Raw genomic sequence first — 26442 nt, 5'->3', positions numbered from 1 at the left:
TTCGCAATGTGTCTCGAATGAGAGTAAGGTCAAAACAGGATAATCATAAAAAGAAAGAGCCATTTAAAATGGCTCTTTTTATAATATTTTAATAAAGAATTTTATGCTTATTCTTGATTTCCAAAGGCATTCCAACCTTGGGCTTTGATTTCATGTACATTACCCGATTTAGAAACCATGGTACATCCTTCGGCAGCCTCAGTAATATGACCGATAATGCTGATTTCCATATTGTTTTTCAGCTTATCATAGTCACTTTGCGGTACAGTAAACAGTAATTCGTAATCCTCTCCACCACTCAAAGCACATACCGTAGGATCCAGACCAAATTCACGGGCAGTTTCATAGGTCATTGGATCGATAGGGATCTTTTCTTCATATAATTTACAACCTACATTGGAAGCTTTACAGATGTGTAATATCTCCGAAGCCAAACCATCAGAAACATCGATCATCGCATGAGGCTTAACAGCTAAAGCAACCAGTAATTCAACGATATCCTTTCTTGCCTCAGGTCTCAATTGACGCTCGATAATATAATCCTTTCCTTCCAGATCAGGCTGTATATTAGGATTTTCCAAGAAAATCTGTTTTTCTCTTTCTAGGAGTTGTAAACCTACATAAGCACCACCCAGATCACCGGATACACAGATCAGGTCACCTTCTTTAGCAGCGGAACGGTAAGCTATGTTATCCGTTTCGGCATAGCCAATACTGGTCACGGAGATCACCAAGCCTTGGGTTGAGGTACTGGTATCACCACCAATCAGGTCCACATTGTAGTTCTGGCAAGCCAACAGTGCACCTTCATATATTTCTTCAACGGCTTCCAGGGGAAACTTAGAAGATAATCCAATGGAAATGGTCACTTGGCTAGCGATTCCATTCATGGCATAAATATCACTCAAATTAACTTGTATAGCTTTGTATCCCAAGTGTTTAAGCGGAACATAGCGTAGGTCAAAATGTACATTTTCCAATAATAGATCGGTGGAAATCAACGTTTTCTTATTGGAAAAATCCAATACGGCAGCATCATCACCAATCCCTTTAACAGAACTGGGTTGGGTCAATACTACAGATTGGGTCAGGTGATTGATGAGACCAAATTCACCAATTTCGTTTAGGTTCGTTCTATCGCTATTTTCAAATATGCTCATGTTATAATCCTAGTTTTGCGGAAAGTTCAAGCATGCGTTCAATAGGTTTTTGCGCACGTTGAATGATATCTTCATCTAATGTAATTTCTGGTTGTTCGTAGTACAGGCAGTTATATAGCTTCTCTAAGGTATTCAATTTCATGTGCGGGCAATCATTACAAGCACATAAATTGTTTGGAGGAGCAGGGATAAATGTTTTAGAAGGACTGGCTTTTTGCATTTGGTGCAAAATTCCAGATTCAGTTGCTACGATATAAGTGTCGGTTGGATCCTCGATGGTATATTTCAACATCCCAGAAGTAGAACCTATATAATCGGCTTGCGCCAGGATATGGTCTTCACATTCCGGATGGGCGATGAATTTTGCATCTGGATACTCAGCACGCAGGGCATCGATTTTTTCTTGGGAGAAAATCTCGTGGACCATACAGGCACCATTCCAAAGGACAAGGTCACGACCTGTTTTTTTCTTCACGTAATCCCCTAGGTTGCGATCTGGACCAAAAATGATCTTTTGATCAGCTGGAAGACTTTCCACGATCTGTACGGCATTGCTGGAGGTACATACGATATCTGAAAGAGCCTTCAATTCTGCAGTACAGTTCACATAGGTAATCACTAAATGATCCGGATATTTCTCTTTGAATTTAGCAAACAAATGTGGCGGACAACTATCTGATAATGAACAACCTGCTTTTAAATCTGGTAACAGCACCTTTTTGGAAGGTGATAAGATTTTAGCGGTCTCTGCCATGAAATGTACACCAGCAAAAACGATGACATCAGCATCTGTTTTAGCTGCTTGTTGAGATAGACCTAGACTATCTCCTATATAATCTGCTATATCCTGGATTTCAGACTCTTGGTAATAATGTGCTAAGATAACAGCATTCTTTTCCTTCTTAAGTCTTTCAATTTCTTTGACCAAATCTAGGTTAGGATCTATTGCAACATCAATATATCCCTTAGCCACTAAGTCTGTTTCAAATGTTGTATTCATTTGGTTTTTCTAAGTTGATTCCTGCCTGTTTGACTTTCTAACATCACAAAAGTAAAGAAAGAAAACGAAACGAAATCCACATTCCCTTTTTTCAATAAATAATAATCTTTTTTTTAAAGAAGAATCTTGTTGTTTATTAGTCTGTGGAAAATGGGGATAATTCAGGTGATTTTTATTTTTTTTAGTGGATGTTCTATAGTTATTCACAACTTATCCACAGGTTGGGAAGGGTTAAGTGCTGATTTTCAATACTGTCTTTTTTCGGCTTTTATTTTTTGCATATTTTTTTGTGAAATGATAGTTGTGTGTAAGATGTTAATATTTCGGTGATATTGTCTTAATATTTTGGTAATAGATGTGTGAAAATTGCTAGTATTGTGGAAACATAAGAAGTTTTACATTTTAATTCACGAGTTATTTACACGTTTTGCACATATTTTGTTAATTTGTTGGTTCAGTAGTAATTAACCGTAGCATCTACAATATACATTCAATGCTGGATAGAAAAGTTGATTTTTTGATAATAGGTTCGGGTATCGCCGGATTGAGTTTTGCACTTAAAGCTGCGAAGCTTGGAAAAGTACTTATCGTGACGAAAGCCAATGAGGATGAGTCGAATACGAAATATGCACAGGGTGGAGTAGCTGTAGTCACGGATGAAGGGGATAGCTTTGATAAACACATTGAAGATACCTTAATAGCGGGAGATGGCTTATGTGATGCACATGTTGTGGAAAACGTGGTGAAAGAAGGTCCGGAACGTATTGCGGAGCTTATTTCTTACGGTACTACCTTTGATCGTGAGGATTCTGGAGAATATGACCTGGCCAGGGAAGGTGGACATTCTGAACATAGAATCCTTCATTATAAGGACATTACGGGCTATGAGATTGAACGTGCTCTTTTAGAAAAAGTACATGCTGAACCTAACATAGAGATGTTGACGCATTATTTTGCCGTTGACCTGATTACTCAACATCATTTGGGTGTACATGTGGATAAACGTACGGAAGATATCAAATGTTTCGGTATCTATGCCTTTAACACCGAAACGGGACATGTTGAAAAGATACTTTCCAAAATTACCCTGATGGCCACAGGCGGTGCGGGGCATATCTATTCCACCACTACTAATCCGACTATTGCGACAGGTGACGGAATTGCCATGGTGTATCGGGCTAAGGGAAAAGTTAGGAATATGGAATTTATCCAATTCCATCCAACTGCCTTATATAATCCTAAAGAATATCCTGCATTCCTGATCTCTGAAGCTGTACGTGGTTTCGGCGGAATTTTGAAAAGGGTTAATGGTGAGTCTTTTATGGAGGAATATGATGAAAGAGGATCCTTGGCTCCACGGGATATCGTAGCCCGTGCGATCGATTCAGAAATGAAAAAATCGGGTCTTGATTATGTCTATTTAGATATCAGACATCGCTCTAAATCAGATATTTTATCGCATTTTCCAAATATTTACGAGAAATGTCTTTCCATTGGTCTGGATATGACCAAAGACTTGATTCCAGTTACTCCTGCAGCACATTATCTATGTGGAGGAATCATGGTTGATGAATACGGTGCAACCTCGATCAATAACCTTTATGCCTGTGGAGAATGTTCTTCAACGGGACTTCATGGCGCTAACCGTTTGGCTTCCAATTCTTTACTTGAGGCTGCTGTGTATGCCCATAGAATTTTCCAGGATGCGAGTAAACATATTGATAGCATTGATTTTCAGGATCATGTACCCTCTTGGGATGAATCCAATACCCAGTTATTGAACGAAGATATCCTGGTGACGCACAATCTACGTGAAACACAAAAGTTAATGAGTGATTATGTAGGGATCGTACGTTCGGATTTCCGTCTGGAAAGGGCCATGAGACGTTTAGGATTGCTACATGAGGAAACAGAGGCTTTCTATAAGAATACCAAGCTTTCCGTTAAACTTTGTGAGCTGCGAAACGTTATTCAGATAGCTTATCTTGTTGTAAAATCAGCTATGCAGCGCAAAGAGAGCAGGGGACTGCACTATACAACGGATTATCCAAAGCATGCTGATGTACTGGAAGATACCATTCTTTAATTTTAAGTTTTAAACGCTTTATGGCCACGATATTACCTGTTAAGGACAAATACCCCATCATTGAAGAAAACAGCTTTATAGCGCCTAATTGTACCATTGTTGGAGATGTGACTATCGGTTCACATTGTTCGGTTTGGTTCAATGCTGTGGTACGGGGCGATGTGAACTATATCAAGATCGGGGATTATTCCAATATACAGGATAATGTAACCATACATGGGACCTATGAAAAGAATGGGACAGATGTTGGTAACTATGTTAATATCGGTCATAACGCTATTGTACATGGTTGTGTCATAGATGATTATGTGTTGATAGGTATGGGGGCAATCGTGATGGACAGGGCACATATTCAATCGAACGTCATTATTGCTGCAGGTGCGGTGGTATTGGAGAATATGGTTTGTGAGTCTGGTTATCTTTATGCTGGAGTTCCTGCTAAAAAAATTAAGCCACTCACGGAGGAGCAGCTTAATCTATTGAAAAAATTACCGCACAATTACGTGCTTTATTCGTCTTGGTTTACGGAGTAATTTGGGTTTTATTTGAATGATACATCTATGGTTTCATTCTGTTCCCAGTTTGCCCGTATCGTAAATGTTCGATCTAAATACCAGATGGGTTCTGCCTGTCTTTTTTGATAGACATCGCCAGCATCCCATTTACCATTTTTATTGCTATCCTCAATCAGCCTTATGCTGTATTTACCGCCTGGATATTTAATATATCGTAAGACATGGTCGGGTGGGAGGGGGCGTTTATCAAATAGTTTTTCCTTGCTTTCATCGATCAGTTCCACCAAATAATCTGTATTATCCTTCAGACCTGTGAAGGTTAGATTGAAGTCGCCGTAATTCTCGGTTTCATTCAGGGTAAACTGCGATTTGAATTCCTTATTTGTCTCGTCGAATGGACCTAAAATGGCACCTTCCTCCAGCACCAATTCGTAGTTCTTGTTAGGTCTCCAATTGAATCGGATGTGGTACATTTCTCGATTTACCGAATCTTGTTGTAATTGGAAATTTCTACGTGAAACAGAATCTTCCTTGATCAGTACCTTATTTTTATCAATGGATGCAATGGGATAGTCCGAACTCAATTCTATGTGTTTTACTCGGTCTACCTTATTGCTGATATTTAATTTTGGAACAATGCTATTGTCTACTTTTATGTTTCTAGCTTTTCTAAGGTCAATAGTGTCCAAAGGAATATTTCTTTCGCTTACTTCCAATTTCAGGGAATCAAATTCCAAATTTTCTAGATAGATATTAGCGGTATCCTGGGTAGGTTTAAATCTTACCATCTTATTGGCATCCAGTTCATTAGGTGATAATATCCTAATATTACCCTCCTCCAGAGGCCTGTTAAAGGTCAATAGGACCGAACCATTATTATCTACTTTTTTCTCTAAGTTCCTGAAAACCTGCGCAGTACCCTTTGTATATTCTAGCTGTATGCCCGAGACGTTCTGGTTCAGGAAAATACTGTCCTGCTGAAAGCCGATCCATTCATCATTACCGTTATAGATCTTATCGTTGTTCATATCCTTCAGTGCATATACCCTATAGGTATCTTCACGCAGGTTGCTGAACTTGAAATTTCCAGATGAGTCGACTGTTGTATAATAGGAAGCTTTTCTTTTTCCAAAAATGGTGTCTCGGCTGGTTGGGATCAGGATAGCGATGACTTCCTTGTCTTTTTCCAGATTGAAGTCTTTGGTATAACCATTCTTGACCTGTCCGGAGATACTTAGGGAATCGAGTTCATCCCCTGTCGCAAAAACGTAATTGTAATTGATGAACGGATTACCTTCATTGAAGTCGACCAGACCTTTTCCAAAGTTAATGGTGTAGGTGGTGTTGGCTTCCAAGGAATCCGGAAGTTCGATGATGAATCTTTTTTTCCTAACCTTATAGATGGGTTGAGTTTCGACATCTGGGGAAATGTTAAATTCTTTTCCTGGATTTACCGTTTTGATAAATTCATCGAAGGTCATCTCGATCACTTTCTCTTTGAAATTTTTCGAGAGGTTAGGAGGGGTTACCCCCAACAGTTTTGGAGGTAAAGAATCTTTTGGGCCTCCGGTAGGTTTTTGCATGTTGGCACATTGCACAAAACTCAATGCCAAGATCGTAGCAAGACCTAAAAAGATTAGATTTTTAAATAAAGCTGTTTTTAATTGATTTAACGGATTTTTATCTTTTTTGGATACCTGAGTCATAAAATTTAAAATAATGTCTTAAATCGCTTTATTTACGTTTGTTATTTTATTAATGTAATATACTGATATTCAGTTAATTAACTCATATGTACCATTAAAACGCTGATATCGGCCGGAGATACACCTGAAATTCTTGAAGCTTGACCTAAAGTTCTTGGTTTTACTTTCAAGAGTTTTTGGCGGGCTTCAATAGACAGTGAAGTTAATGAATTATAGTCAAAATCAGGATTGATTTCTTTGTCTTCCATTTTCTTCATCTTGCTTACTATCTCCATTTCCTTTTCAAAGTAACTATCGTATTTCACTTTGATCTCCGCCTGTTCGATGGTGTCGGCGTCAAAGTTTGCAATGTAATTTGCAAAGTCCTTATCGGCTTTGATGAGGTCTTCGATTTCAACTTGTGGTCTGCTCAAGATTCCGAAGAGTCTAGATTTTTGTGCAATCGGACTTGAACCTTTTTCTTCTAGGATCGGGTTCATCTCTGAAGTTCCGATAGAATTATTTTTTAGGTAGTCTACAATGTCATCGGAATTGTTGATTTTAGCATTGACCTTTTCAAGTCTCTCATCCGATACCAATCCTAATTTATGTGCCATTGGTGTCAAGCGGATATCGGCATTATCTTGTCTAAGCAGGAGTCTATGTTCAGCTCTTGAGGTGAACATTCTATATGGCTCATCAGTTCCCTTTGTTACCAAGTCATCGATCAAAACTCCGATATAGGATTCCGATCTTTTTAGGATCAGTTCATGCTGATCGTTTATTCTTTGGTGTGCATTGATCCCTGCCACGAATCCTTGTGCAGCTGCTTCTTCGTAGCCAGTAGTTCCATTGATTTGGCCAGCAAAGAAGAGGTGTTTTACGGACAGTGTTTCTAGGGTCAAGTCTAACTGCATAGGAGGGAAGTAGTCATACTCGATGGCGTATCCCGGTCTATACATTTTTGCATTTTCAAATCCTGGGATCAATTGCAATGCTTTCAATTGTACATCTTCCGGTAGGGAGGTCGAGAAACCGTTGACATAGATTTCTACGGTCTTGAATCCTTCAGGTTCTACGAATATCTGGTGTCTTTCTCGTTCTGCAAATCTGTTGATTTTATCTTCGATGGAAGGGCAGTATCGTGGGCCGAGACCTTTGATCCTTCCGGTGAACATCGGAGATTTTTCGAATCCTGTTTTTAAGATTTCATGTACTGCTGAGTTGGTATAAGTGATCCAACAACATCTTTGTTCCTGTGGAATTTCTACATCGGTATAGGAAAATCTTCCACGTGAATCATCTCCCCATTGTTCTTCCATCAGGGAGTAGTTTAAACTTCTTCCGTCCACACGTGGGGGAGTTCCAGTTTTCATCCTTCCTGATTCGAAACCTAGGGAGACCAATTGTTCGGTCAGTCCCGTTGCTGCTTTTTCACCGGTACGACCACCGCCAAATTTCTTCTCGCCCACATGGATGACACCATTTAGAAAGGTACCATTTGTTAGGACGACTGCATCCGCATCGATGCGGATTCCCATTGAGGTTACTACACCTTTTGCTCTTCCGTTTTCTACGATGACTTCTTTGACGGTATCTTGCCACATATCCAGATTGGGAATGGACTCCAGTGTCAGGCGCCATTCCTCCGCAAATCTCATTCTGTCGTTTTGGGTTCTTGGGCTCCACATCGCTGGACCTTTTGATTTGTTCAGCATGCGGAATTGGATGGTAGACTTATCGGCGATGATTCCGGTGTATCCACCCATGGCATCGATCTCGCGGACGATCTGTCCTTTTGCCACTCCGCCGATGGCGGGGTTACAGCTCATTTGGGCAATGACACCCATGTTCATCGTGATGAGTAAAACCGATGAACCTAAATTGGCAGCTGCTGCTGCCGCCTCACATCCGGCATGGCCGGCTCCAACTACAATAACATTATATTTATTAAACATATATCTTTCTCTAGTTTCACGTGAAACTCTTCCTCTATTGATTTTAGTTTCACGTGGAACGCTATATAAACTCTGCTAGTTCCATCCATCTCTCGGTCTTCTCGTCGAGAGTGGTTTTTGTCAGGTCGATCTCCTCGGCTATCTTTTGGAGCTCTACGTGGTCGGTCGTTTTCGACAGGTCTTCGGTCAGGTCGTTGACCTTGTTTTCCAGGTCGGCGATTTCTGTTTCCAGCCCTTCGAATTCTTTTTGCTCCTTGAAGCTCAGCTTCTGTTTCTTCTCTTCTGCCTTTGGCTTTTCAATTTTCTTTTCCGGTTTCTTGTTCAGCTCTTCCTGTTCCAATTTGAAGTCGGCATAGTTACCATTATAGATTACGATGTCGCCATTGCCAGGAAAGATGAAGAGCTGTTCGGTCAACTTGTCGATCAAGTAACGGTCGTGTGAAACCAACACCAAAACACCCGGGTAATTTTCCAGGAATTCCTCCAGGACATTCAGGGTGTCGATGTCCAGGTCATTGGAAGGCTCATCCAGAATCAAGAAGTTTGGGTTCGCCATCAGGACACGCATCAACTGCAATCTCTTCTTTTCACCACCACTCAATTTGCTGACAAATCCAAATTGCTTCTCGGGAGGGAAGAGAAATTTTGTCAATAGTTGGGAAGCCGTAATGACTTCTCCGTTTTTCATTTCTATATAGTCCGCAACATTCTTTACAATGTCCAGGACTCTTTCGTCCGATTTAAAGGATAGACCTTCCTGTTTGTAATATCCATATTTAGTTGTCTCCCCGACAGAAAGTTTTCCTTCGGTCGGTTGGATACTGCCGGTAATCAAATTGAGGAAAGTGGTCTTGCCGCTTCCGTTCTTTCCGGCCAAACCAATTCGGTCTGCCTTCTTGAAAGTATAGGAGAAAGGGGAGAGGATCTTCTTGTTCGGAACGGAGAAACCGGCACCTTCAATTTCCAGGATCTTGTTTCCCTGTCTTGAAATCTGCATGCTCAGTTCTACCTGGTCTTTCTTGCGAGGACCCTTGGATTTTTCCTCAAGATCGTAGAAAGATTCTATCCTGGCCTTTGCTTTTGTACCGCGGGCTTGGGGCTGTCTTCGCATCCAGTCCAATTCCTTTCGCCATAGGTTTCGGGCCTTGTCAGCTGCTAGGATCTCATTCGATTCCCGCTCGGCTTTCTTCTCTAAGAAGTATGCATAGTTTCCTTTATAGATATAGACCTGTCCTTTGTCAAGCTCACGGATCTCGGTACAGATATTATCTAAAAAGTAACGGTCGTGGGAAACAAGGAGGACGGTCTTGCTACCGGTGGTCAACAACTTTTCTAACCACTCAATGGTTTCAATATCCAAGTGGTTGGTCGGCTCATCCAGAATATAGATATCGGGTTCATCGATCAGGAGTTTGGCAAGGGCCAAACGTTTCTTCTGACCACCGCTCAAGGAGTCTATTCGTTGTTCGAAATTTGTTATCTGGAATCTGCTCAGGATGGTCTTGATGTTGTTTTCATATTCCCAAGCATTGAGCGCAGTCAGTTTTTCAGTGACATCAAGGAATTTTTTAGAGGTAACATCCTCATTATCAATTAATTCCTCATATTCCTTGATTAACTGTTGTTGTTCGTTGTCGGCGCTGAATATAAAGTCATTGATGGTCTTGAGGTCAGAGAAATCAGGATCTTGGGGGAGATAGCCTACCCTCAAACCCTTTTCTTTCACAACCTTACCTTTATTAGGAATGACAAGCTCTGCCAATATTTTCAATAAGGTTGATTTTCCTGTTCCGTTGATTCCCACCAATGCTAATCGATCTCCCTTCTGTAAGGCAAAATGAAGATCGGTAAAAAGCCATTTATCATTATAAGAATGGCTAACTTGTTCTGTGCTTAAAATACTCACCTGATATCTTGACGTAATTATCCAAGCACAAAATTATTAAATATTTGTTACTACTTAACTTTTAATATGAAAAGTATACAGTTAGTTGACCTAGATATCGGTCTAGTTGAGACGGTAGTTAGCGATTAGATTGAATCTTGGGATATGTACATGGAAGATGGAATTGTCCATTTCACGGATCATCTCATAATATCCTTCCATAAAGCCCATGTCACTTTTTAAATTACATCCTGAAACATATTGGTGCATTTGCCCCGGTGCGAGTATGGGCTGTTCCCCAACGACTCCATCACCATCAACCTGCTTGTTCAGGCCAATAGAATCATAAATATTCCAATGACGACGCACCAATTGAACGGTGTATTCACTCAGATTCTCAATGGTAATCCGGTAGGCGAACATGAAGTGCTCGTTTTCTGGATTTGAGTATTCTGATTGATACGTCGACTCAACCGAAATCTTAACTCCTGAAGTTGTTTGTGTTGTCATAGTCAACCAAATATATATATTCTGATCATTTACACAAAAATAACCTAATTATGCATTACCTAAATTACAATTAATAGACAAAAAATAATCATAAGTGTTTGAATTAAAGTAACAAACAAAATAGCTTTTTGAAAAAATGTAAGAAAAAATTTCACCATTGTAATTACATAAATAACGATGGAGTCTGTAAATCTGTATAAATTAATCAGCAAATGATTAGGTTTGTAGCATGGCAAAAGGCAATTTATATCTTCTACCTGTTCCCTTAGCTGAACACGCCGACCGCGCATCCTATACGCTGTTGCATCTGGACATCATCAATCATATCAAAGAATATGTGGTGGAGAACGAAAAAACGGCAAGAAAGTTCTTAAAGGAAGCGGGTTTGAAAATCCCTCAGAGTGAATTGATCATCCATGATTATGGAAAACATAGCCGAGAGAAGATTAACTATTATCTTGTTTTCAAGGCGGTGGAACAAGGAGCTGATATCGGTCTTATGTCAGAGGCGGGCTGTCCGGGGGTTGCCGATCCAGGGGCAGATGTTGTTTTTGAAGCCCATAAAAGAGGGATTAAGGTCATTCCTTTGGTAGGACCGAGCTCGATCCTTTTGGGTTTGATGGCGTCGGGATTTAATGGACAGAATTTTAGCTTTAAAGGCTATCTCCCCATTGATAAAGGGGATAGATCAAAGGCAATCAAGGATCTGGAGTTTGTGAGCCATAAGGAAAGGAGTACCCAGATCTTTATCGAAACTCCATTCAGAAACAATCAGATGCTTTCGGAATTACTGAAATCACTTAAACCACAAACCCTTCTCTGTGTAGCCTGCAACGTAACGGGCAAGGATGAATACATCCGCACACAAAGTATTGCCGATTGGAAAAATACGACAGTAGATTTACACAAGAAGCCTTGTATATTTTTATTATTTGCTCCATAAAATTGTATTTTTATAGTTCATGAAAAAACTTATCCTAATTTCCTTTCTATTCCTATGCTTCCCTTTTATCCATTTGAGGGCTCAAGAGGCGACCTATGTCTTGGTGCATGGGGCCTGGGGTGGATCCTGGCAATTCAAGAATACGGCTGAGAGGTTGGAAAGATTAGGAGCTAATGTCTATCGGGTGAACCTGACTGGATTAGGGGAAAGATACCATCTTGCAAACCCAGAAGTGGATCTGAGCACACACATCAAAGATGTAATCAATACTATTTTATTTGAAAGATTGGATTCGGTGATTTTGATGGGCCATAGTTATGGAGGAATGGTGGTAACTGGGGTGGCAGACAGCATTCCTGAAAAGATCAAGAAAGTGGTATATCTGGATGCTTTTGTTCCTGAGGACGGCGAAAGTGTGGCTGCATATTTCAAGGATAATCCGTCGGGTTCATTGTTGAACAGTAAGGATGGTACCTATGTATATCCATCTTGGGTGAAGGACACGACCGAATTCCCTAGGGATGTTCCGCATCCTTTGGCTTCTTTAAAGGAGATCATCCAGCTCAAGAACCCCAAGAGACTGCAGATTCCATCAACCTATATCCTGACCTTCGAATCGTCGCAAGGAGGGGCAGAAAAGGATTCTTTCTACTTCTTTTCTACGAGGGCAAGAAAATACAATTGGAAGGTGATAGAAATGGAAGCGGACCATAACCCGCAAATACACAAGTTAGAAGATTTGGTCACGATATTAAATAATGAAAAATAGATGAACGACGTACTTTCTCCCGAATTGACAGCCGAAATCGAAAGAATCAGTATCTTTTTTGTAGTCGTTATCCTTATTATTTGGGCACTTTTTGCCAATACGGTGAGGAATACCTTGAAATTGATTTCCAAAGAAAACCAATGTATCCTGCCAAACCAAGCCTGGTTTTTGGTCGTTCCGTTTTTTAATATCTATTGGAACTTTGAAGTAGCCAGAAGGCTTTCCTATTCCCTAAACAATGAATTTTTTGACCGCAAGATAGCCGTAGAGCACAACCCTTCCTTAGGGGCTGGTATGACTTATGCTTGGTCATTTTTGATATATAATTTCCCTTTCCCTCTTTTTTGGAGGATACTGGGGATGATCGTTAGTTTCGTTTATTTCATCACCTATTGGTTTAAGATCAATCAATACCGTGTATTGTTGATGGAGCACAACAAGTGGTTGGAAGCGGAAGCAGAGAAAAACAACAGAAATGAGAATTAAAGAGGTAATAGAACATCTGGAGGAATTAGCTCCATTAAATTATCAAGAAAGCTACGATAACTCGGGACTGATCGTCGGAGACCCCAATCAGGAGGTCAGCAAAGCCCTGATATCATTGGATTGCACGGAAGAGGTCGTTGATGATGCAATTGCCAAAGGCTGCAACCTGATTATTTCTCATCATCCAATCGTGTTTTCCGGACTGAAGAAGTTCACCGGAAGGAATTACGTGGAAAGAGTGGTAATCAAAGCGATCAAGAACAATATTGCTCTATATGCGATCCACACCAACCTAGACAATGTCGTTGGGGGTGTGAGCAGCAAGATGGCCGATAAACTTGGTTTAGAAAACCAGGCTGTCCTTCGTCCAAAGGGAGGGCTGTTAAAGAAACTGGTCGTATATGTACCGAGGGCAAATGTTGAAGAAGTGAGACAGGCATTGTTTGATGCTGGCGCTGGAGCAATCGGTGATTATGATCAATGTAGTTATAATACAGCAGGTTATGGTACTTTTCGTCCATTAGATGGAGCAAATCCTGCTATTGGTAAGGTAGGTGACCAGGAGCGTGTCGAAGAAACAAAGATTGAGGTCATCTATCCGGCTCAAGCGGAGCGGAAGATCTTGGTTTCCATGCTTGCCGCACATCCCTATGAGGAGGTTGCCCATCAAATCTTTAACATTGAGAACTCTTTTTCCTATGTAGGATCAGGAGTAATTGGAAATTTAGAGGAGCCCATGGAGGAGTCAGAATTCTTGGCTTTCCTAAAGGACCGAATGAAGCTGAACGTCATCAGGCACACGAAGACCTTGGGCAAGAAAATAAGCCGAGTAGCGGTTTGTGGCGGTGCTGGGGGCTTTTTGTTAGGAGATGCCAAGCGCTCGGGGGCAGATATCTTCATCACTGCTGATTATAAATACCATGAGTTTTTTGATGCAGAAGGCGAAATAATCATTGCAGATATCGGACATTTTGAGAGTGAGCAATTTACCCAAGAATTATTGTTAGATATAATTCAGAAAAAATTTGCTAACTTTGCTGTCCTATTGACGGAAATAGACACAAATCCAATAAAATACTACAGTTAATGGAACAAACCGTAGAACAAAAACTAAAAGCTTTATGGGCGTGGCAATCAATCGAAACACAGATTGACAAAATTCGCCAAGTACGTGGAGAACTACCTATCGAGGTAGCTGACCTTGAAGATGAAATCGCAGGTCTAGATACACGTATCGAAAAAATTCGTAATGAGCTAGACGAATTAGAAGATTCTATTGTGAAGCGCAAAAACATGATCAAAGATGCGCAGACAGCAATCAAAAAATACGAGACACAACTAAACGAAGTAAAAAATAACCGTGAATACGATGCAATTTCTAAAGAGATTGAAATCCAAGGGTTAGAGATTCAAGTTTGTGAGAAACGTATTCGTGAAGCTGAGTTCGAAATCAAAAACAAAACTGAGGCTTATGAAGCAACAGCGAAGAATGTAGATTTCAGCAAAAGTGAATTGGATGCTAAAAAACAAGAATTGGAAACAATTACGTCGGAGACTCAAAAAGACGAAGACAAATTGGTTACAGAAGTAGAGAAATCAGAGAAAAACATCGACGATCGTCTTCTTAAAGTGATCAAGAAATTACGTAAGTCCTTCCGTAACGGGTTGGCAGTGGTATCTATCGAGCGTGATAGCTGTTCAGGTTGTCATAACAAGATTCCACCTCAATTGCAATCGGAAATTCGCCAAAGAAAGAAAATCATTATCTGTGAACACTGCGGTAGGATTTTAGTTGACGAAGAAATTGCGTCTGAAGAAGCATAGTCCTTAAAAAACTATATAGCGAACGCCAGCACATTGTGCTGGCGTTTTTTATTGTCAAACAATTTATCCCACGTTCTTCGAAATATTTTATTGGCCAGAGACCATGGGCTCCAAATTATCCCTATTAATTCCTATTTTTATCCAACACACCAATTTATCACTATGCTGAAAAATGTTTTTTCCATTCTTGCATTAGCTGTCAGTCAAATCAGCTTTGCTCAAAATAGCAATGAGACCTTATTGTTGAGAAATCCAAGCATTAGCCAGAACCATATCAGTTTTGTTTATGGGGGCGACATCTGGATTGCCGATAAGAGCGGTCAGAATGCACGCAGACTTACCGTCAACCCTGCTGTAGAACAGAACCCAGTTTTTTCTCCAGACGGCTCCAAAATAGCTTTTACGGGAAACTATGATGGAAACACCGACGTATATGTAATTTCGATACAGGGCGGTGACCCACAGCGCGTCACGAGCCATCCTTCTGCAGACGTCCTAAGGGGTTGGTTATCCAACGATGAGGTTTACTTCACGACGCAACGCGAACTGAATTATTCACTTGGAGCAAGATTATACCGCAGTAAAATCAATGGTTCTGTAGATTATCCCTTGCTGATGCCAGAGGCAAATCAGGGATCTCCATCTGCTGATGGTAGGTATTGGGCCTATATCAAGAACGGGGATCCTACCGAGAGGGATCGCGTGGCATTTAAGCGTTATCGTGGTGGGGGCATGCCGTCGATTTGGATCTTCGATACCCAGAGCCATGATGTACAGGTCGTACCGGGCGAGAAATGCAATGACGTTAAGCCAATCTGGCTGGGCGACAAGGTTTTCTTCCTGTCGGACCGAGATAAGATTGTCAATGTTTTCAGTTATGATGTCAAATCAAAACAGGTAGAAAAATTAACCAATTTTACTGATTACGATGTTCGCACATTGCAGGGAAGGGGCAATGAATTGATCTTCGAACAGGCCGGCAAGCTGCACTTATTGAATACTACCAATAAATCAAGCAACCCGATTTCCATCAACATCAATGCCGATGCCTTATCCAAGCGAGGACATTATGTCGATATGAAAAAAGATATCCGAAACTTTGAAATATCCTCAACCGGACAAAGGGCACTTTTTGAATCAAGAGGAGAGATCTTCTCGGTGCCTAAGGAAAAAGGTGATGCCCGTAATATTTCAAATTCGCCAGGCTCACATGAGAAGTACCCAGCATGGTCGCCAAACGGGAAATGGGTTTCTTATATTTCAGATAAGAACGGAAAATACGAACTGGTCCTACGTGATCAAAAGGGCATGGATGAACCCAATTATATCAGTTTAGGAAGCAGTAATTTCTATTTCCAACCGACCTGGTCGCCAGACAGCAAGAAATTGTTCTATACAGATTCCCACTTAAATCTCTATTATGTGGATATTGACTCTAAGAAAGTCACCAAAGTAGATGATGATTACCTAGGGTCCCATACCGGACGTAATTATAATTATTTCCAATCCAGCTGGTCACCAGATTCGAAATGGATAGCCTATATCAAGACCCTTAACAATGGTCAGAATGCGGTTTACATGTACAATCTGGATTCCAAGAAAACACAACAGGTTACCGACGGAATGAGTGAGGTTACCCAGCCAATCTTTACCAGAGATGGTAAATACCTGGTGTTCTCGGCGAGCACCAATGTGGGGCTAACCAATTCAGGTCTGCACATGACTGCTTATGACCGTGATACCGAATATTCGCCTTATGCTTTTATCCTATCCAGCGATTCCCCTTCCATCTTCAAGAATGAAAGCGATGAGGAAACCGTGAAATCGGAAGGTTCAAAAGAAGAAAAGGACAAAAAAGATAAAAAGGATAGCTCCAAAAAAGATGATTCCAAAGAAGAAGAATCCAAGGAAACTATCAAACCGATCAAGGTTGATTTTGAACAGATCAATAATCGCATCATTGCCCTTTCCATTCCAAAAGGATCTTATGCATTTGATGGATCGGTTGAAAACATGTTGATCTATAAACGCGGAAGCAACATATATGCTTATGACCTGAAAAAACTGGAAGAGAAAACCATTGTAGAAAATGCGAACGGTTATTCGATCAGTAGTGATGGTAAGCAGATGATCTACAGCAACAAGGACGGGTATTACATCGTCGAGGCAGGAAAGAAGCCCGCTGGAGATGCAGGTAAGCTGAAATTGGATGATATCAAATTACGTGTTGAACCTTCACAAGAGTGGAACCAGATCTTTAATGAGGTTTGGGCGATGCAAAAGGACTTCTTCTATGTAGAGAATATGCATGGTGCAGATTGGGCTGCCGTGAAGACGAAGTATGAAAAATTCCTTCCTTATGTCAATCACCGTTCCGACCTGAGCTATCTGTTGAACGAGATGTTAGGGGAGTTGGTTGTAGGACACAGCTATATCTATCCAGGAGACGAGCCTAGCGCCCCATCTGTAAGCTCAGGTGTATTGGGAGCAGATTTTGTAATAGACAACAATCGTTATAAGATCAAGAAAATCTACAATAGAATGGATTGGAACCCATCATTCAAAGCCCCACTTGCCGAACCAGGTTTGGGTGTGAAAGAAGGTATGTACATTCTGGCCGTAAATGGAAAAGAATTGACTGCAGATATGGATATCTATAGCCTATTTGACTTCACCGTTGACAAACAGATTGGCCTGAAGGTAAATGATAAGCCTAGCTTAGCAGGAGCCAAAGACATTACCGTTAAGCCTATTTCATTTGGAAACGAGGTCGCTCTGAGACGTCAGTACTGGGTAGAAAACAACCGCAAAAAGGTCGATTCATTAAGCAATGGACAGATTGCCTATGTCTACATGCCAAATACAGGCAGAGAAGGCTATGTGTCCTTCAACCGCTATTACTTCTCTCAAATGGACAAAAAAGCCCTGTTGCTGGACGAAAGAAATAACGGCGGAGGATCAGTGGCCGATTATGTCATCGATCTATTGTCGAGAGAATTGATTTCAGGCTGGGGAATCCGCGATGGTAAGAGCTTCACTACACCTGGAAACGGAATCTTTGGTCCAAAAGCTATGATCATCAACGAATTTGCCGGTTCAGGTGGTGATATGATGCCATATATGTTCAGGTTCAAAGGGCTAGGTAAGCTTGTAGGCAGGACCACCATGGGTATTTTGGTCGGTATTTCTGGCTATCCGCAGCTGTTGGACGGCGGAATGGTTACTTCGCCAAACTTCGGAATCTTCGATCTTAACGGTAATTATATCATTGAAAACGAAGGTGTTGCTCCTGATGTTTTCGTAGAGCAGATGCCGAAAGAACTTTTACAGGGTAAAGACCCGCAATTGGAAAGAACTGTTCAGATCCTTTTGGAGGAGATGAAAACCTATCCGTATAAAGAGCTTAAAAAGCCTGCGGATCCAATCCGGGTAAATTAAAAAATAAAGGAAAGCCAGGGGGTAACTCGTGGCTTTCGTTCTTTTTACTGATTTAAAAGAGTATTTTTGAACATGTTAATAGAAATCTGGTCCGACATTATGTGTCCTTTCTGTTATATCGGAAAGCATCACTTCGAAAAAGCGCTTGATTCATTTATTTTTAAAAATGAGATTAAGGTAGAATATAAGAGTTATCAATTAGATCCTAACTATCATTATCAAGATGGCGATAGCACATATTCCTATCTGAGCCGCTCTAAAGGCATGCCAATGGAGCAGGTCAAAGAGATGACCGGGAATGTGGAACAGATGGCAAAAAACGCAGGAATCAACATTGATTTTGCAACAAATATTCCTGCCAATACTTTCAAAGCACATGAACTGATTCATTTTGCGGCTACCCAAGGTAAAGGTGCCGAAATGAAAGAACGCCTATTCCAGGCACATTTCTCCGGCGGGCTGAATATCGAAAAGGATGAGGTATTAGTATCCTTGGCAGAAGAAATCGGATTGGATAAGGAACAAGCCAAAGAGTCGCTGAAGAGCGATCAATATGCTTATGAAGTCAAACAAGACCTTGCAGAGGCACAACAGATCGGTATTCGTGGCGTTCCATTTTTTCTTATTGACCGTAAATATGCGGTATCTGGCGCTCAACCGGTAGATGTTTTCGCTGAAGTTCTAGAAAAAAGCTTTTCAGAATGGAAAGAAAAAAATCCACCCATTATTTTCTTTAAAAGTGATGATTCCGCACCGAGCTGTACGGATGATAAATGCGATATTTAATCTGATATGAACAGCCAAATGTTTGAACCCAAAAAGAATTCAGCTTGGATGTCAATGATGATCCTTTTGGGATTAACATTTGCTTGTGCCTTTGTCGTTCAGGTCATAGTCATTGTTGGCATATTAATCAGTACAGGAGATATTAAAAGCATGCTGGAAGGAGGAGGTAACTCTATCTTTTCAGAAAACACTTATGTTCTCTACACGATATTGGCGGCAAGTAGCATTTCTACCTTTTTATTGCCCTCCGTATTCCTACAGATTAGCGAGAAAAACCAATACCGTTATTTCCCATCTGAACCTTTCCAGCTTAAGAACTATCTAGTCCTTATCTTCTTGTTTCTGTTGGTCTGCAACCCTGCCATGGAGCTGGTGAGCCGTTGGAACATGGATATGAAATTGCCGGATTTCTTAGAGAAAACGGAAACTTGGATGCGTTCGCAAGAGGATCAAATGAAGGAGTTGACCGAGCGATTGGTCATGGTGGACGGCATCGGCATGTTGATGATGAACTTGCTGGTCATGGCGGTCATTCCGGCCATTGTGGAAGAATATTATTTTAGGGGCGCTTTGCAGAACATCTTAGGTAGGCTCTTTAAGAACGTACATGTGGCTATCTGGGTTACTGCGATCATCTTTTCAGCCATTCACGTGCAGTTCTATGGTTTTTTCCCAAGAATGTTATTGGGCTTGATCTTTGGCTATGCCTTTGTGTGGTCCAGGAATATTTGGGTACCGATATTTGCCCACTTCCTGAACAATGCCTCGGTGACCATCATCGCATTTGTATATACGAGAAATGGAAAGACCTATGAAGACCTGCAAAATGCAGATCCGTATACCATCCCTTTTTATATCAGCAGCATCATTATAAGTGTTGCCATCGCTTTCTACTTTTATAAGATTTCGAACCAAAAAACTAAATCAAATGAACTCAAACTGGACTAAAATAAAAGTTTACAACCAAGCCTTTGAGGCTGAAATTGTAAAAAATATGCTTCTTGAAAACAATATTCCTGCTGTGGTATTAAACAAAAAGGACTCATCCTATCTATTTGGTGTGGTGGAACTGTATGTGGAGCATGAAAATGCAGACAAAGCAATGGAATTGATGGGTTCATTTGGAGACGAAGAGGAATAAATGAAAACAAGAGCTATTACAGGATTTTTCTTTGTGGTTGCATTGGTGTGCGCCACGATTTTTAACCAATATGTTTTTGCCACATTCTTCAGCATTGTGGGTGTCCTTTCAGCAAGGGAGTTTTTCACCATCTGTAAAACAGAAGAAACAAAACCCTTAATGGGCTTAGGGATATTGACGGCAACAGTGCTTGCTGCGCTGTCTTCTGCCTATTTCTTGGGCGTGTTGGAGCTGAAATACCTGATGTTGGCTTTGCCACTCTTCTCCCTGTTGTTTATTTCATCTTTATACCTAAAAAGAGAAAAACCCTTTCATGATATAGCCTATACCGTATTGGGAATTTGGTATGGCACAGTTCCATTTCTGTTTTTCATAGGACTGGGCTTCTTAAAGGGAGATTTCAATCCCTATATCCCTATGGGATTCCTGATCATACTATGGTCTAATGATACCGGCGCTTATCTTTCTGGAAGGGCATTAGGAAGAACAAAACTGTTTGAACGGATTTCCCCGAATAAAACCTGGGAAGGGTTCATCGGTGGGGTTATCCTGGCCATGGGGGTGGCCTACAGTTTGGAGCACTTCTTTGGAAGCTTGTCCAAAATAGAATGGATTGCCATTGCAGCCATCATCGGAATCTTTGGAACATTGGGCGACTTGGTCGAATCCATGCTGAAAAGAAGTCTTGGAATCAAGGATTCTGGACAGATATTACCCGGTCACGGCGGCTTTTTAGACCGTTTTGATGGGCTGTTGATTGCCGCGCCTTTAGTCTACGTACTGCTTACTTTATTATAGAAAAACATGAAAATAGAAAAGTCTACCTTCGATTTTCTAAACGACCTGAAAGACAACAACAACAGGGAATGGTTTCAAGAGCACAAGCCTGAATATGAGGAAGCATTGAAAAATGTCACTGAGTTTATTGAGGGTATAATCATGAAACTTTCTGAGCTTGATCCACATATCAACCAGGAGATATCTGCAAAGAAGTGCCTGTTCCGAATCTACAGGGATGTCAGGTTTTCGAAGAATAAAGATCCTTACAAATCATGGTTTGCCGCTGGGATATCTGTTGATGGCAGAAAATTAGCAGGACCAGAATATTATATACATATCGAGCCAAACGGCACTTTCATTGCCGTAGGCTACTGGCGCCCCGAAAAGCACCATTTGGATGCTGTTAGGCAAGAAATTGACTATAATGCCGAAGAACTATTCAAAGCTTTGGAAAAAGGGGGTTGGAAAGCCGAGGATATGTCTGCTGAGGATAGGTTGCAGAGACCTCCAGCAGGATATGCCGCCGACAACGAGCATATAGAGCTCCTGAAGCACCGAAGCTTCATTTTGTCAACCAACCTGAGCCGAAAACAAATGGAAGCGCCTAAGGCCTTAGAAACGGTAATTGAGCATTATGCCAGTATGATTCCTTTCAAGGAATTCATCCATCAGGCAATCGATCAATAGGGTAGACTGATCTTACCCATGCAAACTGCAGGGGAATCCTTGATATTGGAAACAGATTTTGGATCTCCCACCAAGGTTTCATTCGCCAAAACGGCAAACAAACAAGCTTCCTTTGCGTCCGGATCTAAACCAAGGGCCTCAAAAGATTCAACACTCTCAGGGAATTCCTCCTTTAACTGCTCCATCAGCAAGGGATTGTGCAATCCACCACCACTGACATATATCTTCAAGTTCTCCAGGCCTGTTGTGGCTTTTTGTATGCCTTTTACCATTGTTTTTGCCGAGAAACTGTTAAGGCTGGCCATAATATCCTCATGACTTAGTTGAGGAGAACCGATCTTTTCCAGGGCATTATCCAGGTAAGCCAGGTTAAACAATTCGGGACCTGTTGTTTTGGGGAAGTCAAGGTTCAAGAAGGGTTCGCTTTCCAGCTCATGTAGTAAATCCAAATTGGTCTGACCCTTTTTGGCCGCTTCAGCATCTTTATCCATCTCAACCCCCAAATGCTTCTCCATATATTGGTTCATCATCGTGTTTCCTGGACCCAGATCTGTCGCATAGGCCTTTTGTTCGGAACCTAAAGCCGGAAGAAAAGTGAAATTGGAAATGCCACCGATATTTAATAGGATGCGGTTTTCAGTTTCCGAAGAGAACAATAGGTAATCACCATAAGCCGCTAAAGGGGCTCCTTCGCCGCCAGCAGCAAGGTGTTTTTGCCGAAAATCGGACAAGCAGATGATCCCAGTCCTTATCGCCATGTGGTCCCCATCGCCCAATTGCAGTGTACTGTTTGGCAAAGAACGATCATGGGTCAAAGACTGCGGAGCATGAAATACCGTCTGCCCATGGCTAGCGATGGCATCGATTTCGGTGGCTTGTACATTCCATTTCTGGAGCGCTTCTAAAATCAATGCGGCGTGTACCTCGGCGATATAGGGATTAAGCCCACAAAGGACCTGTTGGTCAATGTTTCGTTGAGCAAATATCTTACGGACCCAAGTCCTGAATTCAGGCTTATAATCCATCGTTTCAAAGGCCAGAAGTTCAATTTTACTATGGTTTCCATTTCCTTGAATTTTGCATAGGGCAATATCCAGCCCATCCAAGGATGTTCCGGACATCAAACCGATGATCAGACGATGGTCTTTCTGCGCTATTTCAGCTAATTTGGCAATGCTAGGGTTCATAGGATAAAAATACAATAACTTTTGTATTCTCCTTTCTTAATCCTATTTTTGGAGAAATACAAATAGAAAAGACATGAATTTTCCTTCAGAATTAAAGTACACCAAAGATCACGAATGGGTTCGTGTAGAAGGTGATGAAGCAGTAATTGGTATTACGGACTTTGCTCAAAGAGAGCTTGGTGATATCGTATTTGTTGACATCAACACAGTGGGTGATGAGGTCGCAGCAAATGAAGTGTTTGGTTCAGTAGAGGCGGTTAAAACTGTTTCTGATCTATTTATGCCAGTTACTTCTACTGTATTATCAGTAAACGATGCAATTGATGCAAACCCAGAATTGGTTAACTCTGATCCTTACGGTGAAGGTTGGATCATCCGTGTTAAATTGAACAATGCTGCTGATGTAGACGGATTGATGTCTGCAGATGACTACAAAGCTGAAGTTAACGCTTAATCTAGCGATAAAACATAAAAAAGGCCATTTAGCAATGCTAAATGGCCTTTTTTAATGATATTAATATCTTATTTAAGGACGGTCATCGTAATATCCGAAGTTACTTTTTGTCCTTCTACGTCCATTTGCATTTTGATGGTAGCCGACTTGGTAAACAAAGTTTCCGTGTCTGCAATATAGGTACTGCTCATGGTTCCGATTTTAGTATCTGAATCATTGAACATTTCACCGGTTGTCTCCACTTGGTATCCTTCTGCAGTTTTCCCAACATATTTATTGATCGCTTTGGTCTTGATTCCTTTGTTTGTCGACTCCGAGGTCCAGGTATCACCCGGTTTTACCGGTTTATCAGGGTAGGTGGTGGTCATGGCAAAGTTTTCAAAACTGCTATCCGTTCCTTCAACCCCTTCCATACTGATCATTTTTCCTTTGTCTGACGTAATAATGGTCATTTTTTTGCCTAGCAACTTTTCAAACTGAGCGGCCATGATTGCGGCCGTAGGATCATCCGAAGGTTTTTCAGAATCATAGCTAATGGTCATCATCCCAGCATCCATATCCACCTTAATGGCGTCTGTGGTGTTTTCCATGGTATAGTTCGGACTTTCATATTTAGACACATTTATGGTGCTTTTCATTACCATATCCATGATCATGCTCTGCTCTCCTTCAATATCCATTTTCATGTTGGTAACGGACTTAAATGGCTTGTTCAAAGGCATCTTCATAGTAAAATCAACTTCCTGAGCTTTAGTAACTAACGCTGCTGAAGTAAGTAGGAAAAGGATCAGTAATTTTTTCATTCTTTTGAATTTAGTTCTTTAAAAATACTATTTTTTTGCAGAACACAAAGTTTTCAGTGCAGAAACTCTAAAACAAAAAGCCCCGGTATTTTCATACCAGGGCTTCCATTATCTTGTATTTCTTATTTTTTGATATAAGAAACTTCTTTTACCGCTTTAACCACTTTCGCAATACTTGGCAATGATGCCTCAACTAAAGTAGGCGCATATCCTAGAGGAACGTCAGCTGAAGTAACACGAATTACTGGAGCATCTAGGTAATCGAATGCATGTTTTTGAACATGGAAAGTAATTTCAGAAGAAATTGAAGCCAAAGGCCAAGCTTCTTCTACGATTACTAAACGATTTGTTTTCTTAACAGATTCGATGATGGTAGCGAAGTCGATTGGACGTACCGAACGTAAGTCGATCAATTCCACACTTACACCGTCTTTCTCCAATTCCTCAACTGCTGGAATAACAACACGAGGAACCATCTTACCGAATGAAACTACAGTTACTGCAGTACCTTCTTTTACTACATTTGCTTTACCGATAGGCAAGTAGTATTCCTCTTCAGGAACCTCGCCTTTATCACCGTACATCTGCTCAGATTCCATGAAAATAACTGGATCTGGATCGATGATCGCTGATTTCAACAATCCTTTTGCGTCGTAAGGGTTTGAAGGAACAACCACTTTCAATCCTGGTGTATTCGCATACCAGTTTTCAAAGTTTTGTGAGTGCTGCGCACCTAATTGACCAGCATTACCGGTAGGACCTCTGAATACGATCGGACAAGAGAACTGACCACCACTCATTTGGTGGATCTTTGCCGCAGCGTTGATAACTTGGTCAATAGCAACCAGTGAGAAGTTGAAAGTCATGAATTCAATGATCGGCTTTAAACCGTTCATCGCCGCACCCACGCCGATACCTGCAAAACCAAGCTCAGCAATTGGAGTGTCAATAACACGTTTTGCACCAAACTCATCAAGCATACCTTGACTTACTTTATATGCACCATTATATTCAGCGACTTCCTCGCCCATTAAAAAGATTGTTTCGTCTTTACGCATTTCTTCGTTCATCGCTTCACGAAGCGCTTCTCTGAATTGTATTTCTCTCATCAGTATTACAGATAGTGAATTTTGTTTAGATACGCAAAAATACTATTATTTCTCGAATTTTCGTAGTGGCATTGTACTATTTTCGATGTAAATGGGTCTACACAATCGATTTACAAAAGGGGTTTTTGATCTTGTAGAGCAATTAGGAACCGCTGTAGCCAAGAATTCAGCTCATTTAGCGCCAAAGGGATGTTCCAATTTTCTACATTTCTCTTTTCCACTAGGTTGGAAATTGACCGTACTTGGACACAAGGAATCCTTAATTTATTCGCTGCATAGAAAAAAGCAGCACCTTCCATGCTTTCCAATATGTTCAAGCCATGCTCCTTTTTGATCCTGTCAATGCTGTTTTCAGATCCGTGGGACTTATTGACCGTAATGGCATCCACATAAGGGATTTCATAAAACTCGGCAGGCAAGGCTTGCTCGGGTAAGCTTTCTACAAAGATAGATTGGCCAAAGCCAAGGCTATCGATCGGGATAAAATCCTGATCATTCTCAGCTCCAAACTCAAAAACCTGGTCGGTCTTGATCTTCAGCATTGCCCCTAGTTTATGATAAGGGTTAAATGTTCCGGCAATACCCACGTTGATCAGCAGGTCATAGGATTTACCCTGAAGGTATTGCCCTAAGGAAAAGGCCGTGGCGACCATACCAACGCCAGTTACCAAATAATCTGTCTTCGTTTCTATAAATGTGGGAATGGATGCGGCTATTTCTAGTTCCGTTGCTGCTACTACGAGAGTTTTCATATATGTGGCTCAAAGTACTAATTTACGGTAATTTACTTTATCTTTGTCATTATGATTTATATAACACGACGCGAACGCTTTAATGCTGCCCACAAGCTCTATCGTGAAGACTGGTCACTGGAGGAGAATGAGCGTGTTTTCGGTAATTGCTCAAACCCAAACTGGCACGGTCATAACTATGACTTATTTGTGACTGTTAAAGGCCTGGTCAATCCTGAAACAGGGTTTTTGATCGACCTGAAGTTGATGAAGGATATTATTATCAGAGAGGTTATTGACAAATTGGACCATAAGAACGTCAATCTGGATGTAGATTTCATGCAAGGAAAAATGGCATCTACCGAAGTGATTGCCATTGAAATATTCAATATCCTAAAGCCTTTCTTCGAAAAAGAGAAAGTGTTTTTGCATGCAGTCAGACTCCATGAAACCGAAAATAATTATGTCGAGTACTTCGGCGAATAATTCACCTAAAAACCAATCT

Annotated in this window: 25 protein-coding genes; 15 read left to right on the top strand and 10 right to left on the bottom strand. The window is 41.0% G+C overall.

The window, feature by feature from the left end; all coding sequences use genetic code 11:
* Positions 1-107 precede the first annotated feature (107 nt).
* Both thiL and nadA read right to left on the bottom strand, forming a co-directional pair.
* Complete coding sequence (gene thiL, locus ACWIB3_RS15185) at positions 108-1154, bottom strand: thiamine-phosphate kinase (RefSeq protein WP_454292022.1); 1047 nt, start codon at positions 1152-1154, stop codon at positions 108-110.
* A gap of 7 nt (positions 1155-1161) precedes the next feature.
* Positions 1162-2160, bottom strand: a complete 999-nt coding sequence (gene nadA, locus ACWIB3_RS15180) for a quinolinate synthase NadA (protein ID WP_185212751.1) — start codon at positions 2158-2160, stop codon at positions 1162-1164.
* 493 nt (positions 2161-2653) lie between these two features.
* On the opposite strand from nadA, the gene nadB reads away from it, so the two are divergent.
* Both nadB and ACWIB3_RS15170 read left to right on the top strand, forming a co-directional pair.
* The gene (gene nadB / locus ACWIB3_RS15175; protein ID WP_185212750.1) at positions 2654-4246 is read left to right on the top strand and encodes an L-aspartate oxidase; all 1593 of its coding nucleotides are present in this window, start codon (positions 2654-2656) and stop codon (positions 4244-4246) included.
* A gap of 20 nt (positions 4247-4266) precedes the next feature.
* Positions 4267-4779 carry a gamma carbonic anhydrase family protein gene (locus ACWIB3_RS15170; RefSeq protein ID WP_185212749.1) on the top strand — a complete coding sequence of 171 codons (513 nt, stop codon included), beginning with the start codon at positions 4267-4269 and terminating at the stop codon, positions 4777-4779.
* An 8-nt stretch (positions 4780-4787) separates the two neighbouring features.
* On the opposite strand, the gene ACWIB3_RS15165 is transcribed toward ACWIB3_RS15170, so the two are convergent.
* The 4 genes from ACWIB3_RS15165 to apaG form a co-directional block, all read right to left on the bottom strand.
* Positions 4788-6467, bottom strand: a complete 1680-nt coding sequence (locus ACWIB3_RS15165; protein ID WP_454292021.1) for an Ig-like domain-containing protein — start codon at positions 6465-6467, stop codon at positions 4788-4790.
* A 77-nt stretch (positions 6468-6544) separates the two neighbouring features.
* Positions 6545-8404 (bottom strand): tRNA uridine-5-carboxymethylaminomethyl(34) synthesis enzyme MnmG, encoded by a 1860-nt coding sequence (mnmG, locus tag ACWIB3_RS15160; RefSeq protein ID WP_454292020.1) that lies wholly within the window; start codon positions 8402-8404, stop codon positions 6545-6547.
* A gap of 61 nt (positions 8405-8465) precedes the next feature.
* On the bottom strand, positions 8466-10310 hold the full coding sequence (locus tag ACWIB3_RS15155; protein ID WP_454292019.1) for an ABC-F family ATP-binding cassette domain-containing protein: 1845 nt from the start codon (positions 10308-10310) through the stop codon (positions 8466-8468).
* Positions 10311-10412: 102 nt separating this feature from the next.
* Complete coding sequence (gene apaG, locus ACWIB3_RS15150) at positions 10413-10799, bottom strand: Co2+/Mg2+ efflux protein ApaG (RefSeq protein ID WP_454292018.1); 387 nt, start codon at positions 10797-10799, stop codon at positions 10413-10415.
* A 229-nt stretch (positions 10800-11028) separates the two neighbouring features.
* On the opposite strand from apaG, the gene ACWIB3_RS15145 reads away from it, so the two are divergent.
* The 11 genes from ACWIB3_RS15145 (at position 11029) to ACWIB3_RS15095 (ending at position 21653) form a co-directional block, all read left to right on the top strand.
* On the top strand, positions 11029-11742 hold the full coding sequence (locus ACWIB3_RS15145; protein WP_454292017.1) for an SAM-dependent methyltransferase: 714 nt from the start codon (positions 11029-11031) through the stop codon (positions 11740-11742).
* Positions 11743-11761: 19 nt separating this feature from the next.
* Positions 11762-12511: an alpha/beta fold hydrolase gene (locus ACWIB3_RS15140; RefSeq protein ID WP_454292016.1), complete on the top strand. Its 750-nt coding sequence runs from the start codon at positions 11762-11764 to the stop codon at positions 12509-12511.
* The gene (locus ACWIB3_RS15135) at positions 12512-12997 is read left to right on the top strand and encodes a hypothetical protein (protein WP_454292015.1); all 486 of its coding nucleotides are present in this window, start codon (positions 12512-12514) and stop codon (positions 12995-12997) included.
* A complete protein-coding gene (locus ACWIB3_RS15130; RefSeq protein WP_454292014.1) occupies positions 12987-14084 on the top strand; it encodes a Nif3-like dinuclear metal center hexameric protein in 1098 nt (365 codons plus the stop codon). Before ACWIB3_RS15135 ends, ACWIB3_RS15130 begins: the two co-directional genes overlap by 11 nt.
* Entirely contained in the window at positions 14084-14821 is a 738-nt protein-coding gene (locus ACWIB3_RS15125) for a zinc ribbon domain-containing protein (RefSeq protein ID WP_454292013.1), read from the top strand. Before ACWIB3_RS15130 ends, ACWIB3_RS15125 begins: the two co-directional genes overlap by 1 nt.
* Before the next feature lie 162 nt (positions 14822-14983).
* Positions 14984-18259: a S41 family peptidase gene (locus ACWIB3_RS15120; RefSeq protein ID WP_454292012.1), complete on the top strand. Its 3276-nt coding sequence runs from the start codon at positions 14984-14986 to the stop codon at positions 18257-18259.
* 72 nt (positions 18260-18331) lie between these two features.
* The gene (locus ACWIB3_RS15115; protein WP_185218620.1) at positions 18332-19045 is read left to right on the top strand and encodes a DsbA family oxidoreductase; all 714 of its coding nucleotides are present in this window, start codon (positions 18332-18334) and stop codon (positions 19043-19045) included.
* Between the two features lie 6 nt (positions 19046-19051).
* Positions 19052-19993, top strand: a complete 942-nt coding sequence (locus ACWIB3_RS15110; protein WP_454292011.1) for a CPBP family intramembrane glutamic endopeptidase — start codon at positions 19052-19054, stop codon at positions 19991-19993.
* Complete coding sequence (locus ACWIB3_RS15105; RefSeq protein ID WP_185212737.1) at positions 19974-20186, top strand: putative signal transducing protein; 213 nt, start codon at positions 19974-19976, stop codon at positions 20184-20186. Before ACWIB3_RS15110 ends, ACWIB3_RS15105 begins: the two co-directional genes overlap by 20 nt.
* A complete protein-coding gene (locus ACWIB3_RS15100) occupies positions 20187-20984 on the top strand; it encodes a phosphatidate cytidylyltransferase (protein ID WP_454292010.1) in 798 nt (265 codons plus the stop codon).
* A gap of 6 nt (positions 20985-20990) precedes the next feature.
* Complete coding sequence (locus ACWIB3_RS15095; RefSeq protein ID WP_454292009.1) at positions 20991-21653, top strand: DUF2461 domain-containing protein; 663 nt, start codon at positions 20991-20993, stop codon at positions 21651-21653.
* On the opposite strand, the gene ACWIB3_RS15090 is transcribed toward ACWIB3_RS15095, so the two are convergent.
* A complete protein-coding gene (locus ACWIB3_RS15090) occupies positions 21647-22840 on the bottom strand; it encodes an anhydro-N-acetylmuramic acid kinase (protein WP_454292008.1) in 1194 nt (397 codons plus the stop codon). The two genes, ACWIB3_RS15095 and ACWIB3_RS15090, sit on opposite strands and share 7 nt — an antisense overlap.
* A 73-nt stretch (positions 22841-22913) precedes the next feature.
* Here ACWIB3_RS15090 and gcvH point away from each other — a divergent pair, with 73 nt between their 5' ends.
* Positions 22914-23294 (top strand): glycine cleavage system protein GcvH, encoded by a 381-nt coding sequence (gene gcvH / locus ACWIB3_RS15085; RefSeq protein WP_093099913.1) that lies wholly within the window; start codon positions 22914-22916, stop codon positions 23292-23294.
* Positions 23295-23362: 68 nt separating this feature from the next.
* Here the strand turns inward: gcvH and ACWIB3_RS15080 are convergent, their stop codons facing one another.
* The 3 genes from ACWIB3_RS15080 to mqnB all read right to left on the bottom strand — a co-directional run bounded on the left by ACWIB3_RS15080 (position 23363) and on the right by mqnB (position 25958).
* Positions 23363-24097: a DUF6263 family protein gene (locus ACWIB3_RS15080; RefSeq protein ID WP_185218610.1), complete on the bottom strand. Its 735-nt coding sequence runs from the start codon at positions 24095-24097 to the stop codon at positions 23363-23365.
* Between the two features lie 122 nt (positions 24098-24219).
* The gene (locus tag ACWIB3_RS15075; RefSeq protein WP_093099909.1) at positions 24220-25206 is read right to left on the bottom strand and encodes a pyruvate dehydrogenase complex E1 component subunit beta; all 987 of its coding nucleotides are present in this window, start codon (positions 25204-25206) and stop codon (positions 24220-24222) included.
* Between the two features lie 110 nt (positions 25207-25316).
* On the bottom strand, positions 25317-25958 hold the full coding sequence (gene mqnB / locus ACWIB3_RS15070) for a futalosine hydrolase (RefSeq protein WP_254526769.1): 642 nt from the start codon (positions 25956-25958) through the stop codon (positions 25317-25319).
* 51 nt (positions 25959-26009) lie between these two features.
* On the opposite strand from mqnB, the gene ACWIB3_RS15065 reads away from it, so the two are divergent.
* Positions 26010-26423 (top strand): 6-pyruvoyl trahydropterin synthase family protein, encoded by a 414-nt coding sequence (locus ACWIB3_RS15065; RefSeq protein WP_185212731.1) that lies wholly within the window; start codon positions 26010-26012, stop codon positions 26421-26423.
* Positions 26424-26442: the final 19 nt, after the last annotated feature.

It is taken from the genome of Sphingobacterium sp. NPDC055431, assembly GCF_053644255.1.
The sequence above is the reverse complement of the archived record's forward strand: the minus strand, read 5'-3'. Positions and strand labels throughout refer to the sequence as shown.